This is a genomic window from Streptomyces sp. CB01881, from assembly GCF_002953255.1.
In the GTDB taxonomy this organism is placed as follows: Bacteria; Actinomycetota; Actinomycetes; order Streptomycetales; family Streptomycetaceae; genus Kitasatospora.
Genome location: NZ_CP026498.1, coordinates 9,559,605 through 9,572,831 on the forward strand (window position 1 = coordinate 9,559,605; position 13,227 = coordinate 9,572,831).

The 13,227-nt window shown below is 73.0% G+C and carries 9 protein-coding genes, 3 pseudogenes and 1 riboswitch; of the genes and pseudogenes, 3 read left to right on the plus strand and 9 right to left on the minus strand.

Annotated features, from left to right (window positions below; translation table 11 throughout):
- Window positions 1–633: pseudogene (locus C2142_RS31280) on the plus strand (hypothetical protein); the annotation flags it as partial.
- A 181-nt stretch (window positions 634–814) separates the two neighbouring features.
- Here the strand turns inward: C2142_RS31280 and C2142_RS31285 are convergent.
- Both C2142_RS31285 and C2142_RS31290 read right to left on the minus strand, forming a co-directional pair.
- Window positions 815–1,425 (minus strand): annotated as a pseudogene (locus tag C2142_RS31285) (transposase); the annotation flags it as partial.
- Window positions 1,426–1,689: 264 nt separating this feature from the next.
- Window positions 1,690–2,814: an IS701 family transposase gene (locus tag C2142_RS31290; RefSeq protein WP_148646185.1), complete on the minus strand. Its 1,125-nt coding sequence runs from the start codon at window positions 2,812–2,814 to the stop codon at window positions 1,690–1,692.
- A gap of 133 nt (window positions 2,815–2,947) precedes the next feature.
- On the opposite strand from C2142_RS31290, the pseudogene C2142_RS31295 reads away from it, so the two are divergent.
- Window positions 2,948–3,348 (plus strand): annotated as a pseudogene (locus C2142_RS31295) (hypothetical protein).
- A 79-nt stretch (window positions 3,349–3,427) separates the two neighbouring features.
- Here C2142_RS31295 and C2142_RS31300 read toward each other — a convergent pair.
- Window positions 3,428–4,417 (minus strand): alpha/beta hydrolase, encoded by a 990-nt coding sequence (locus C2142_RS31300; RefSeq protein ID WP_148646186.1) that lies wholly within the window; start codon window positions 4,415–4,417, stop codon window positions 3,428–3,430.
- A gap of 447 nt (window positions 4,418–4,864) precedes the next feature.
- Between C2142_RS31300 and C2142_RS31305 the strand changes: the two genes are divergently transcribed.
- Entirely contained in the window at window positions 4,865–5,386 is a 522-nt protein-coding gene (locus C2142_RS31305; RefSeq protein WP_148646187.1) for a hypothetical protein, read from the plus strand.
- A gap of 313 nt (window positions 5,387–5,699) precedes the next feature.
- On the opposite strand, the gene C2142_RS31310 is transcribed toward C2142_RS31305, so the two are convergent.
- The 6 genes from C2142_RS31310 to C2142_RS31335 all read right to left on the minus strand — a co-directional run bounded on the left by C2142_RS31310 (window position 5,700) and on the right by C2142_RS31335 (window position 13,227).
- Window positions 5,700–7,322: a sulfatase-like hydrolase/transferase gene (locus C2142_RS31310; protein ID WP_148646188.1), complete on the minus strand. Its 1,623-nt coding sequence runs from the start codon at window positions 7,320–7,322 to the stop codon at window positions 5,700–5,702.
- Window positions 7,323–7,536: 214 nt separating this feature from the next.
- Window positions 7,537–8,250, minus strand: coding sequence for an IclR family transcriptional regulator (locus C2142_RS31315; RefSeq protein ID WP_148646189.1), 714 nt, complete (start codon window positions 8,248–8,250; stop codon window positions 7,537–7,539).
- A 200-nt stretch (window positions 8,251–8,450) separates the two neighbouring features.
- Window positions 8,451–8,591, minus strand: a riboswitch (SAM riboswitch).
- Between the two features lie 183 nt (window positions 8,592–8,774).
- Window positions 8,775–10,388, minus strand: coding sequence for an amidohydrolase (locus tag C2142_RS31320; protein ID WP_148646190.1), 1,614 nt, complete (start codon window positions 10,386–10,388; stop codon window positions 8,775–8,777).
- Window positions 10,389–10,438: 50 nt separating this feature from the next.
- Window positions 10,439–11,356: a PaaX family transcriptional regulator C-terminal domain-containing protein gene (locus C2142_RS31325; protein ID WP_148646191.1), complete on the minus strand. Its 918-nt coding sequence runs from the start codon at window positions 11,354–11,356 to the stop codon at window positions 10,439–10,441.
- Window positions 11,357–11,404: 48 nt separating this feature from the next.
- Window positions 11,405–12,277, minus strand: a complete 873-nt coding sequence (locus tag C2142_RS31330) for an Asp/Glu racemase (RefSeq protein ID WP_277347284.1) — start codon at window positions 12,275–12,277, stop codon at window positions 11,405–11,407.
- Entirely contained in the window at window positions 12,274–13,227 is a 954-nt protein-coding gene (locus tag C2142_RS31335) for a fumarylacetoacetate hydrolase family protein (protein WP_148646192.1), read from the minus strand. Before C2142_RS31335 ends, C2142_RS31330 begins: the two co-directional genes overlap by 4 nt.

The following is a 13,227-nucleotide window of genomic DNA, read 5'->3' on the forward strand; positions in this document are numbered from 1 at the left end:
GCCTCGCCTTCGGCACCGGCCTCGCCCCCCGCCACCCCGACTCCCACCCCCGCCCCGACCTCGGCTCCCACCCCCGCCCCGACCGTGACGGCCACGGTCACCGCGACCGCCTCCCCGGCACCGGCGACCCCCGCGCCCGCGACGCCTGCGCCGGCGACCCCCGCGCCCGCGACGCCTGCGCCGGCCCTGCCCGCCGCCCCCGCCGGCTTCCACTGGGTCGACGACCCGGCCGGGTTCCGGGTGGCCGTCCCACAGGGGTGGTCGCGTTCGGAGCACGGCGGCCAAATCGACTACTCGCCGGACGGCGGGGTCCACCTGCTCCGCTTCGGCGTGACCCCGGGGGCCGCGCAGTCCTCCCTGGACCACTTCGTCCAGCTGGAGCAGACCGTCGGCCAGTTCCCCGACTACGTGCGGATCGTCCTGCAGGGGAACGTCTACCAGGGCCGCGACGGCGCCGTGTGGGAGTTCACCTACACCGATCCCCAACGCGGCCCCCGGCACGCGATCGACCAGGCCTTCATCGCGTCGAACGGCACCGAGTACGCGATCTACATGTCCTCGCCGGCGCAGGAGGACTGGACGACCACCCAGCAGCGCTTCGACACCGTCTTGAACACCTTCATGGTGAAGTGACGGAGCGGGGCGCGAACGCCGAAGGGGCAGGCCCTCCCCGAAGGGAGGGCCGGCCCCTTCGGGCGTTGACCGGGTCGCGGCCGACCGGGCGCTGGCGGAGCGGGTGGAAGCGCGCAGCGGGGCGGTGCGCGACCTGCTCGCGGAGACGGACCTTCTTCAGCACGGGGATGAACTGCGGGCTGTCGGCGGCTTGTCCCTCGGTCAGGATGAACGCCAGCGGGCGGCACTTCCGGTCGCCGGCACAATGGATCTTGCTGGTCTGTCCGCCTCTGGAGCGTCCGAGCAGGGCGGCTTTCAGCCGGAGCTTGCGCCGGCGCCGGATTCGTCGCCGCTCTTCCCGGTCCTGGTCGTCAGAGACGTCCTGCCCGTCTTGTCCTTCCGGGCCGCCCCCTTTTGCCGGGCCTTCTCCGCCTCGTCGGCGGCCTTCTCCAGGGCGGCCAGCGCGTCGGGGGCCAGGTTCATCCCGGCGGCGTCGTGGTGTGCCCGCACGGTGGTGGAATCCACGCTGACCAGCGACAAGTCCACCTCACCCCGCTTCGCGGCCTCCGCGATCAGCCCCTCCAGCAGGGCTTCGAAGACGCCGGCGTCCCTCCAGACCCGGAAGCGACCGTAGACGGTCGGCCAGGGACCGAACTTGGAGGGCATCTCCCGCCACTGGGCGTCGGAGCGGAACCGCCAGATCACGCCCTCGAACTGATCCCGCAGCCTCTCGGGGTACGGGCCGTACTCGCCGATCGGCAAGTACGGCTCGATGAACGTCCACTGCTCGTCGGTGAGTTGCCTACGCGTCACACACAGCGTCCTACCGGATTCCACCCTCGGGCGGGCACGAAACCGCAATGTTGATCACGACATCACACAGCCCCTAGTACTGCAATCACAGTTATGGGGTGTGACCTCGGCGTTTGTAGTGGCTGAGGCGGGCTCGGGTCTGGCTGAGGCGTCGCCACCATGACCAGTGCAGATGATGCGTCGGAGTGAGGTGGTGGGGGTGGAGGAGCAGGCCGATGAGGCGGCGAATCTCCGCGACAGACAGCGGGATCAGGTCGTTTTGTCCTAATCGGCAGCCCCTTTTTCCAGCTCGTGGGCGCGGATCGCGGTCAGCGCGGCGAGGGCGGCCATGGACAGGGTGATGTGTCGGTACCAGGCGTCGTAGCGGCGGACCTGGTAGTGGTCCAGGCCGCACTCATTCTTCGCGACCTGGAACGACTCTTCGATCGCCCACCTCGCCGCGGCGACCTTGACCAGGTCTTTCAGTCGGGTGGCTACGGGTCCGTAGCACACGTAGTGGGCGATCTCGGTTGGGTCGCTGACCGAGCGGCGGGCCAGGACCCAGTGCCCGACGCCGTCCTCCCACACCGGTCGGATCGCCACCCGGGCCCAGTCGTAGACCCGCTCGCCGTGGGAGCCCTTGCCGCCGGACAGGCGCTTCCACGCCTGCCGCGGCAGCGAGGCGACCAGCTCGTCGACCCGGACCTCACGCCACCGCGTCGTGATCACGGTGTCGTTGACCCTGGTGGCCAGCACATACCCGATGCCGCGTTGTTCTAGCCAGACCCGTAGGTGCTTGACCTGCCCGTAAGCCTCGTCCGCGGTCACCCACGCGAACGGCACCCCAGCGTCGATCGCACGCTGCAGCATCCACCGAAAATGCTCGTTCTTCGTCGCGAACGGCACCTCATCGGGCACGCCGGCCGCCCGGCAGCGCTCGCGGTCGTCCGTCCACGATGCCGGCAGGTACAGCTCCCGATCGATCAGCGCGCGGCCCTTCGCCGAGGCGTAGGCCAGGAACGTGCCGATCTGGGAGTTCTCCGTCCGCCCCGCAGTCCCCGTGTACTGGCGCTGGACCCCGGCCGACCGCGAACCCTTCTTCAGGAAGCCGGTGTCGTCGCCGATCAGGATCCCGTCCTTGGTACCGATGGCCTCCACGACGAAGTCCCGCACATCGTCACGGACACCGTCCGCGTCCCAGTCCGCCTCACCCAGCAGACGCTGCATCCCGATCGGATGCCCCTCACCCGCACGCTCCGCGAGCGTCCACCCGTTCTTCCGCTCCAACGGCGCGATCAGCCCCGCCATATACGACAGAGCACGCGAACGCGGCTCCGACCTGGAAAAACGCCCAGCGAACCGCGCGTGCAGACCACCCAACACTTCACGCCAGGCCTCGACCTGACCCACCCCGAGATCCACAGACACGAGCCAACCCAATCACAACGAGCCCACCCATAACTGTGATTGCAGTACTAGGAACCCGCCGCCGGCCGGCGACGCCGGGTGAAGCGGCCCTGTTGGCCGTGGCAAGGGAGATACCGTGTCCGCCGTCGTGCTACTGCCGACCGGGAAGGCGCTGACGGTCCGAACGGCGGCCGACGCCTTCCTCGACTCGCTCGCCAACCCGAGCACTGTCCGGAACCACGGCATCGCCGTCGGGAAGACCGCCGAACGGATCGGCGAGGGCCGGCCGCTCGTCCCGGTGGCGGACGACGAGATCGGCGAGGCGCTGGAGCCGCCGTGGGGCGGCTCGGCCGGGACCTGCACGAGTGGCGGCACTCTTCACCGACCCGCCTCGGGGAGCAGGGTGCGTCCCTGCTGATGCCGATGGCCGAGTCGAGGCACAAGAAGGCGGAGAACGTCCGACGGTACTTCAAGCCGTCGGCGGAGGCCATCGCCGAGGTGACCAGCCTGCTCGCGCCGGCGGACGCGCGGCGCTGAGCGGGCGTGAGGTCCGGGCGCTGCCCCGGGTGTGCCGACCGGGGTCCTCCTGCGACGGAGGCCAGGCACACCCGCCGGTTCACTCCTGGAGGGAGGCGAGCCAGGCGGTCAGCAGGCGGTTGACCTCCTCGGGACGCTCCTGCTGGATCCAGTGCCCGCAGCCGTCCAGGATGTGGGTGGAGGCCAGGGCGGGGAGGGTGGCCGGGTAGGCGTCGATCGCGTCGGCCATCCAGGTCGTGGAAGCGTCCAGGGCGCCGCCGATGAACAGGGACGGCTGCTTGATCGGGGCTCCGCCGTACTGGGCGAGGTCCTCCCAGTCGCGGTCCATGTTGCGGTAGCGGTTGAGGGCCCCGGTCATGCCGGTGCGCTCGAACTCCCCGGCGTACACGTCGAGGTCGTCCTCGGTCAGCCAGGCGGGCAGCCTGCCGCCGGGGAAGCGGTCGCGCAGCCGGCCGCCGGCGCGGGCCACGAAGTGCGGGTCGGGCTCGCCCTGGGCGGGCATGGTGTCGGCGGACATGGCCGCGTAGAAGCCCGCGAGCCAGCCCCGGAGGTCGGGCTCCATCTCTGCTTCGGCCCGGCCGGGCTCCTGGAAGTACGAGACGTAGAACTCCTGGTCGCCGCCCATCTGCGCGAAGACGTCGGTGGGGCGGGGGCCGCCGGGCGGCGCGTAGGGGACGCTCAGCAGTCCGACGGCGCGGAAGACCTCGGGGTGGAGCAGGGCGGAGGCCGCCGCGATGTTGGAGCCCCAGTCGTGCCCGACGACCACCGCCCTCTCCTCGCCCAGGGCGCGCACCAGGGCGAGGTTGTCCTCCACCAGGTCGAGCATCCGGTAGGCGTCCGTCGCGGCCGGCTTGGAGGAGCGGCCGTAGCCGCGCACATCGAGCGCCACGGCCCGGTACCCCGCCGCCGCGAGGGCCGGGAGTTGGCGGCGCCAGGAGTACCAGGACTCGGGGAAGCCGTGGACGAGCAGGACCAGCGGTCCGGTGCCCTGCTCGACCAGGTGCAGGCGCCCGGCGGGTGCCTCGATGGTGCGGTGGCGCAGGTCGGCGGACGGCGCGGGCTGGTGCATCGCTTCTCCTCGGTTCACGGGCGGCCGCGGTTACCCACCGATCATGCGGCGCGGCGGCCGCGCGACGCGAGCACCCTTGCCATCCTGGCAAACTGGCAGGACAGGGCGGTGGAGGCGGCACGGCCGGAGGGAGCGGGGCGACGGTGACGGACGACGGCACAGCCGACACGCTGGCGGCCGACCTGCGCGAACGGCTCCGGGCCCAGCCCCACCCGAGCGCCGAGACCCGCAGTTGACCGCCACGATCAAGTGCTTGGCGCCAACGGCTGTACCGCGGGTCCAAGGGCATATTGACGTCCAGTCGGAGGACCTGAAAACTGGCACCACCCTGGCGCGGCATCATCCCCGGCGCCGCCGCCCCGGAGTGTTCGGCTCGTAAATGTCCCTTCTTCGCAGCCCGCCACCGGAGCATCCGGCTCCCCAGGCGGCCGGTCCAAGGAAGCAGTCATGAGCAACGACACCCACCCCTTCATCCGACGCGCCGCCCTCGGCGCCTGTGCGGCTGCCCTGGCCGCCCTGGTGGTGCCGAGCACCACCGCGCACGCGGCCACCGCGCGCCCGGCCGTCACCCTGGCCAAGCCGGGCAGCGGCGCCACCGTCCTGACCCTCACCGTCCCCGCCACCCGCGCCGGGGCCGCGCCGCAGACGATCAACTGCACCGTGACCCCGTCGACGCCCTTCCGCTACTACGGGGGCCCGTACGGCGGAGGGGAGGAGGGCCTGGCGAGCGTCAGCTGCACGGCCCCCGTCTACAAGATCCAGCTCGGTGTGGCGCTCTACTACAACGGCTCCCAGGTCACCTACAACTCCACCACCGTGTACAACGCGCTGAGTTCGAGCGCCGACACGGAGTACCCGCTGAACCACGGCACGTACCAGACCGGCGCGCAGGCGACCATCACGACGGCCTACGGCGGCACCCCGGTGACCAGCCCCGTCTACGGAAGCTCGACCGTCACCCTGCCGTGAGCCCGGATCCGATCTCCCGCACGGCGCCGTGCCGCTGACCGAGCGGCGGCCCGCGACCCCGCTGGGCGCGACCAGGGCCCGTGACAGCAGCCGCCGGTGCGGGCCCCACCGGCGGCTGCTGTCCGGCCCGCTGGTCACCGACCCGCCTCAGGGCAGGGCGGTTCGGGCCGGACGAGGTTCCACCGACCCTCCGCGCCGCGGCGACGCCGCCGTCCGACGGGCCCGCGTCCGGCACCGGGTAGACCGCGCCACGGGCTGCACCCGACCCGCCGTCCCGACCGCCGTCACGACCCGCCCCAGGTTCGACGTGGGTTCAGCGCCGGGCCGTGCCGGCCGCCGCTGCGGGCTGGTCGGTGTCGCCGTGCCAGGTGGGCCAGCCGAGCAGACGGGGGCGCTCGGTGACCCAGGCGCGGGTGTCGGTGCCGATCTCGGCGGTGATGAGGTTCTCCAGCAGCGTGCTGTACCGGGCGACGAGGTCGCGGTGCGCGGGGTCGGCGGCGAGGTTGCGCGTCTCGGCGGGGTCCTCGGCGCGGTCGTAGAGGACGACGTCGTTCAGCGCGTACAGGGCCTCGGGGCTGGTCGGGCGGTTGGGGCTGAGCGGGGAGAAGTAGCGGCCGAAGGTGTACCGGCCGTCGGTGTAGCAGCGCAGGAAGCCGCGCTTGGTCCAGTCCGGCCGCAGGTCGCCGGACTGGATCCGCCCGGGAGCCTCGGGGTCGGCGAACTCGAACCAGAAGGAGGCGTCCAGGGCGGTGACCGACTCGATGGCGGTGAGCACACCGTCGCGGACGGTGCCGCCGTCGAGCACCGGACGCAGGGAGCGGCCCTTGAGCGCGGGGTGGCGGGTGGCCAGCCCGGACGGGTCGACGCCGGCGAACTCCAGCAGGGTCGGGGCGATGTCGACGGCGGAGGCGAGGGCCTCGGTGCGCACCCCGCGCGGGAAGTCGGGGTGGCTGAGGATGAAGGGGACGTGGAGGTTCTCGTCGTAGACCAGGCCGCCCTTCTGGCGCAGCCCGTGCGAGCCGGCCATCTCGCCGTGGTCGGAGGTGAAGACGACGACGGTGCGGTCGGCCTGCCCGGAGGCCTCCAGCGCGTCGAGGACCAGCTCGATGCTGCGGTCGACGTCGCGGATCGCGTTGAGGTAGAAGTTCAGGCCGTCGTACCAGTGCTGGTCGTCGGCGACCGGGCCGAAGACGGTGTCGAGCATCCGCGCGAACTCGGCCACCGCCGGGGCCGCGCCGGACAGGTCGTCGTGCAGGCTGGCGGGCAGGTCGAAGTCCCAGCGGCGCCGGTACACCGGGATGTCGGGGGCCGGCCTGGTCACGACGGCGTGGGCGAGGCCGAACGGGAGCTGCACCTGGGACGAGCCGCCGTAGTCGAAGCTCATGATGTCGTGCGGATTGACGAAGTTGACCGCCATGAACCACGGCTGGTCCGCCGCCACGACCGGGGCCCGGTTGCGCAGCCACTTCACCGCCTGGCCGGCGATGACCGGGTCGATCTTGAGCCCGGCCCAGGCGCCGCCGTCGATGTCGCCCCAGTCGTTGAACTCGCTGAATCCGTAGGGCTCCAGCGCGTCCGTGGTGGGGCCGGGGTTCTGCGGGGTGACGTAGGCGTTCGACAGGTGCCACTTGCCCTGGTAGGTGGCGTAGTACCCGGCCTCGCGGAGCATCGTGCCGAGCGTGCCCAACTCGGGCCGGAGCGGGCGGATGTAGGGCATGTTGTCGTTGTCGTAGATCTCGGTCAGCGGCAGGTGCTGTCCGGTGTAGAGGACGGACCGCGCGGAGCTGCACATCGCCGACGCGGTGTAGTACCGCTCGAAGGTCGTGCCCCGCTCGGCGAGCCGCTCCCGCGCGGGGAGCGCGAAGCCCTGCGGCCGGGGGATCGTGGCCCGCTCCTCGTCGGTGACGATCAGCAGGATGTTCGGACGACGTGTCATGGCCACCTGTCCTTCGGGGAGATGCCCCCACGTGCGCTCCGGGGCGCACGGGGAGGACGCGGACGGCACGGAAGGTGCAATTCACCCGAATCTAGGTTCTGCTCCCGCACGGCGTGCGCGAGGACACGGCCGGCCGGGGCCGTCCGGGTGAGCCACGCCGCCGGGTCGCGGTCCCGGTTCCCCAGTGGACCGGCCGGTCGGGGACACCGGCCGGTCAGGGGTGGCACAGGGCTTCGGTGAGGAGCTTGGCCGCCTCCGTGACGGCCTGGGAGAGGTGCGCGCCGGGGTGGCGGGTGAGCCGTTCGATCGGGCCGGAGACGGAGACGGCGGCCACGACCCGGTTGGACGGGCCCCGGACGGGCGCGGAGACGGAGGCGACCCCGAGCTCGCGTTCGCCGATGGACTGCGCCCAGCCGCGGCGCCGTACGCCGCTGAGGGCCGTGGCCGTGAAGCGGGCGCCCTGGAGGCCTCGGTGGAGGCGCTCGGGCTCCTCCCAGGCGAGCAGGATCTGGGCGGCGGAGCCCACCTTCATGGGGAGGGTGACTCCGACGGGAACGGTGTCCCGCAGGCCGGAGAGCCGCTCGGCGGCGGCCACGCAGATCCGGATCTCGCCCTGCCGGCGGTAGAGCTGCGCGCTCTCGCCGGTGACGTCGCGCAGGTGGGTGAGGACCGGGCCGGCGGCGCCCAGCAGGCGGTCCTCACCGGCGGCCGCCGACAGCTCGGTGAGCCGGGGGCCGAGGACGAACCGGCCCTGAAGGTCCCGGGCGACCAGGCGGTGCTGTTCGAGTGCGACGGCGAGCCGGTGGGCCGTGGGCCGCGCCAGGCCGGTGGAGGCGACGAGTCCTGCCAGGGTGGCGGGACCGGCCTCCAGGGTGCCGAGGATCGAGGTGACCTTGTCGAGCACGCCGACGCCGCTCGTGTTTTCCATGAATGGGTACTCCGTCTCAAATCCCGCGAGCAGCGGGTGGGCGCTGCTCACGGAGGCTCCGGGCGGGGAGCCGGGGGGTGTGGTCAGCGAGGGCAGGCCGAAGAGGTCGGCCGATAGCCTGCGCCGGGCACGAGACGGGTACGCGGAAGGGCCGGGGTGGGAAGCGCCCGGGCGAAGGACAGCACAGAGAGCACCGTGTCTCCTCATCTTTCCCGCGCCACAGTGGCGACAGGCCGGAGTTGGCACTGATCCCGGTCGGTGCGGCGCACTTTGGACGCCGGGTCGACCGGGGAGTTGCCGGGGCTTCGTAGGGCCGGTCCCTCCACCCCTCTGGATGATTCGCGAGGAACGATACAAGACTCCCGGGGCAGCCCGCCAAACGGCCCCCACCCCGCACGCGGGCGCTTCACACCCACCGGGATGCCTGCCCGGCGGGCCGGCCACCGCGGAACTCCCCACCCCGCCGCCCCGTGACCGCGCCCCGGTGGCCGTCCGACCGTCAGATCCGGTGCACTGTCCGACCGTCAGGTCCGGTGCACCGTCCGGCCCCCGAGCACGACGCGGACCGGCCGCAGCCCCGGCAGCTCGTCCGGGGGGCAGTCCAGCGGGTCGGCGGGCCAGAGGGTCAGGTCCGCCAGCGCGCCGGGCCGCAGGCTGCCACGCGTTGCGCTCTCGCCGACCAGCCGGGCCGCGTCGACGGTGTGCAGCGCGATCGCCTCGGCCCGGGTGATCGCGTGCTCGGCGCCCTGCGCACCGGCCACGGTCTGCCGGGTCGTCATGCCCCACACCGAGACCATCGCACCGTAGGGCCCGACGGGGAAGTCGGAGCCGGCCGCGAGCAGCGCGCCCTCGTCCAGCCACTCGCGCAGCGGGAAGATTCCGCGAACCCGCTCGGCGCCCCAGGCCCGGATCTGGGCGGTCGCCGCATCGTGCAGCAGCGGGTGCTGGACGGTGACCGGGATGCCGAGCGCGATCGCGCGCGATCGCTGGTCGGGGCGGGCCAGTCCGCCGTGCTCGACCACCAGGGTGCCCGGGGCCAGGCCGGGGCGGTCCTTGAGCACCTGCTCGAAGACGTCCAGCAGCGTACGGAGTCCGCGGTCCCCCCACGCGTGCACGCCGACCCGCCAGCCGCGCGCGACCACCCGGTCGACCGCCGCGGCCAGCTCCTGCGGTTCCCAGAGGAGGGTGCCGTGGTAGCACGGGCGGCCTTCGTACGGCTCGTCCAGCGCACCCGCCTCGATGCCGCCGTCGATGCCGAACTTGACGCCCCAGACGTTCAACCACGCGTCGCCCTCGGCGCGCCAGGGCTCCATCCGGGCGAGCAGTTCGTCCACCTGCCCGGGCGTGCGGGCGCCGAAGCCGGAGACCAGGGCGCGCACCCGCACGCTCAGTGCACCGGCCTGCCGGGCCGCGCGCAGCACGTCGAGGTCCTCCACCGGGACCAGGCAGTCGCGGACCGTGCCGATCCCCGTCGCGGCGTAGTCGGCCGACGCGGCCCGCAGGCCCTCGATCCGGTCGGCGAGCGCGGGGCGCGGCAGTACCCGTTCGGCCAGTGCGACCGCCTTGTCGACCAGCCGGCCGGTCAGCCGGCCCTGCTCGTCCCGCTCGATCACGCCGCCGGGCGGGGGTTCGGTGGCGGCGGTGATGCCGGCCAGTCGCAGCGCGGGCGTGTTGAGCACCATGTTGTAGGCGCCGCGCCGCACCAGCACCGGGTGCCGGTCGGTGGCCGCGTCCAGCTCCTCGGTGCGGGGCAGGCGCTGTTCGGCGAGGTTGACCTCCTGCCAGTTGATCGTGGTGCGGATCCACTGCCCGGGGGGCGTGTGCGACGCCCGCTCGCGGATCAGGCCGAGGAGCTCGCCGAGGTCGCGGGCCCGGTGGACCGGCACGTCGTGGACGCTGTGCGCGGCGAGGATCAGATGGGTGTGGGTGTCGTCGAAGGCGGGCAGCACGGTGGTGCCCGGCAGGTCCAGTACCTCCGTCCCCGGGCCGGCCAGGTGGTCCAGGCCGTCGGCTGCGGCGGACAGTGCGGTGATCCGGTCGCCGGTGACGGCCAGCGCACGACGCGGCGCCTCGCCGGGGACGAGCGTGTGCACGGTGCCGGAGCGGATCAGCAGGTCGGCGGGGGCGTGGTCGGTCACGGCGGCGTCTCCTCCGGCGTCATGGCGCCTGGTCGGGCTGCGGGTTGGGGCTACGGCTGCGGACAGGTCTCCGGCTCGGGCTGTGCGGTGAGCGCCGGCTCGGGCTGCATGATGAGCCCCGGCTCGGGCTGCGTGCTGAGCCCCGGGCGCGACAGTCCGGTGAGCTGCTCGACGTGCCGGAAGCCGGGTTCGGCGAGCAGCCCGTGCAGTTCGGTGAAGACCGCGCGGGCCGCGACGGCGTTCCACTCCGGCGGCAGCAGCGGCGTCGGCAGTCCCGGGTCGAGGTAGGGCAGCCGGCGCCACTGGGTGAGCATCGGCACGTAAGCGCGGAACGCCTCGACCGGCTCGATCCGCGGGTGCGGGCGCAGGCCGGCGGCCACCTGCCCCCAGGCCTCGGTGAACTCGGCGTACTGTGCCTCGATCGCCGGGAAGTCCCACCAGGAGCCGACCGCCGAGCGCAGTTCGGCGAACCCGGCGTACTCGGACAGGAAGAGGTGGACGTACGCACTCAGCCCGAGCCGCTCCAGCAGCCGCCGGGCGTCCGGCAGCACCCGGGCGGGCGCCAGCCAGACCCCGGGGGCGGCGTTGCCGAAGCCGAGCCAGCTCAGCCGCGAGCGCAGCTGGTGGCGGCTGGCCCGCTCCGACTCGGGGACGGAGAAGACCGCGACCACCCAGCCATCGGCGAGTTCGGCGGGCGCCAGGCTGTGGAAGATCCGGCGGTCGCCCTCGTCGAAGACCGGGCCCATCTCCGGGCTCAGCCGGTAGCCGGTGCCCTCGCGCCGCTCCTGCAGCAGGGTGCCGGCCTTCTTCAGCCGCGAGATCGCCGACCGGACGGCGGGCGCGTCGACGTCCAGTTCGGCCATCAGCGCGATCAGGTCGGCTATCGAGATCCAGCCGCCGAGCCGCCGGACGAACTCGCCGTAGATCGTGTGGATCAGGGAGCTGGGGCGTGACGTGTTCTCCGGCATGGCGGCCCTCCTCCCGTCGTGGCCGCTCCAGCCGGCCGTCCGGCGTGATCATACTGTCGGAGCGCAGCCAAGGGGTCCGGACGGCGGCGCGGCGGGCGGCTGCGGGACGGCTGCCGGTGTCCGGGACACCGGTGCGGCGGGCGTCGGCCCCTGGACCGGTGACGTGCTCCCGGCGTAGGCACCGGAGAGCAACGCCCCCGCCCCGGGAGCGAAGGCGGGCAGCCCGAGCGCGCGCAGCAGCTGGTGGACGGTGCAGATCGCCGCGGAGACCACCGGCTTGCCGAGCTGCTGCTCGGCCTCCTCGACGGCCGCCAGCGAGGGCATCTGCACGCAGGCGGAGAGCACCACGGCGTCCGCGTCGGCGTGCGCCAGGCGGGCGGCGATCCCGGGCAGCCGGGCCGGGTCGTGGGCGGCGACCGCCAGGTTGTCGGGGATCTCCAGGGCCGCGTGGTCGGTCACCGTGATGCCCTCGTGCGCCAGGTAGTCCACCACCGTCCGGGCGAGCGGTCGCAGATAGGGCGCGACCAGCGCGACCTTCTTCGCCCCGAGGACGTGCAGCCCGGCCACCAGGGCGCCGGCACTGGTCACCACCGGCGCCGGTGCGCCGTTCTCGACGGTGCGCCGGTGCAGCCGCTGTTCGGACTCCCGGTGGTAGCCGGGCCCGGTGCTCATGACCGCCACCAGGCAGGCGTAGCCGAGCACGTCGACCCGGGCGTCGGAGAGTTCGAGCGCACAGCGGTCCGAGTCGGCGTCCATCGCGCGCAGTTGCTCGGGGGTGACCCTGGTCATCCGCATCCGGCTGGAGTGGAAGGTGAAGCGCTCGGGGGCGACCCTCTCCCTGGCCCGCAGCAGGGCCGGGACCTCGGTCTCCATGGTGACGTTGGAGCTCGGGACGATCTGGCCGATCCGGTAGGTGGTCATGCGCCCGCCCCTTCGTCGTCGGCCTCGTCGTCGGCCTCGTAGCCCGCCTCGTAGCCGCGGGCGTCGACGACCGGGTTGGCGAGCGTGCCGATCCGCTCGACGGTGGCCTCCACCAGGTCGCCGGGCTGCAGGAACTGGGGCGGGACCAGGCCGGCGCCGACGCCGGACGGCGAGCCGGTGGCGATCACGTCGCCGGGCTCCAGGGTCATGCCGGAGGAGATGTCGGCGATCAGCCGGGCGACGCCGAAGAGCATGTGTCGGGTGTTGGAGTCCTGCTTGGTCACGCCGTTGACCTTGAGCGAGAGACCGAGGTTCTGCGGGTCGGGGATCTCGTCGGCGGTGACCACGACCGGCCCGAACGGGCAGTAGGAGTCCTGGCCCTTGGAGAAGAACCACTGCCCGGAGCGGCGCTGGTCGCGCGCGCTGACGTCGTTGACGATGCTGTAGCCGAAGACGTGCCGCAGCGCGTCGGCCTCGGTGACCCGGCGGGCGGTACGGCCGATCACCACGGCCAGTTCGCACTCCCAGTCGAGCTGCTTGGTCAGGTCGGCGTTGTGCAGGATCGGCCCGCCGGGTCCGGTGACGGCGGTGGCCGGCTTGCCGAACAGGACCGGGCGGTCGGGCAGTTCGCGCTCGGTGTCGAGCGAGCGGTGCGACTCCTCGACGTGCTCGACGTAGTTGAGGCCGACTCCGACGATCTTGCCGGGGCGCAGCGGCGCACAGAGCGTGACCCCGGCGAGCGGCAGCCACGCGTCGGCCGGTGCCGCGGCCAGCAGCGCGCGGGCGGTGGCCAGGGCGGGTTCGCCGGCCCGGATCAACGCTGCCAGATCGCCGGGCAGAGCGGCGCCGGCGGCGGTGGCGAGCGCCGCCAGGTCGGCCACGCGCTCGCCGGTCCGCGCGCCGAGGCGCGGCGCGCCGCTGCCGCCGGTGCGGTAGCTGAGCAGGTGCAT

Excerpts from the sequence above, each read along its gene's own strand:
- C2142_RS31300 (WP_148646186.1), bottom strand. The coding sequence starts at position 4,417 with ATGCACCAGCCCGCGCCGTCCGCCGACCTGCGCCACCGCACCATCGAG.
- C2142_RS31305 (WP_148646187.1), top strand. The coding sequence starts at position 4,865 with ATGAGCAACGACACCCACCCCTTCATCCGACGCGCCGCCCTCGGCGCC.
- C2142_RS31310 (WP_148646188.1), bottom strand. The coding sequence starts at position 7,322 with ATGACACGTCGTCCGAACATCCTGCTGATCGTCACCGACGAGGAGCGG.
- C2142_RS31315 (WP_148646189.1), bottom strand. The coding sequence starts at position 8,250 with ATGGAAAACACGAGCGGCGTCGGCGTGCTCGACAAGGTCACCTCGATC.
- C2142_RS31325 (WP_148646191.1), bottom strand. The coding sequence starts at position 11,356 with ATGCCGGAGAACACGTCACGCCCCAGCTCCCTGATCCACACGATCTAC.
- C2142_RS31330 (WP_277347284.1), bottom strand. The coding sequence starts at position 12,277 with ATGACCACCTACCGGATCGGCCAGATCGTCCCGAGCTCCAACGTCACC.
- C2142_RS31335 (WP_148646192.1), bottom strand. The coding sequence starts at position 13,227 with ATGCACCTGCTCAGCTACCGCACCGGCGGCAGCGGCGCGCCGCGCCTC.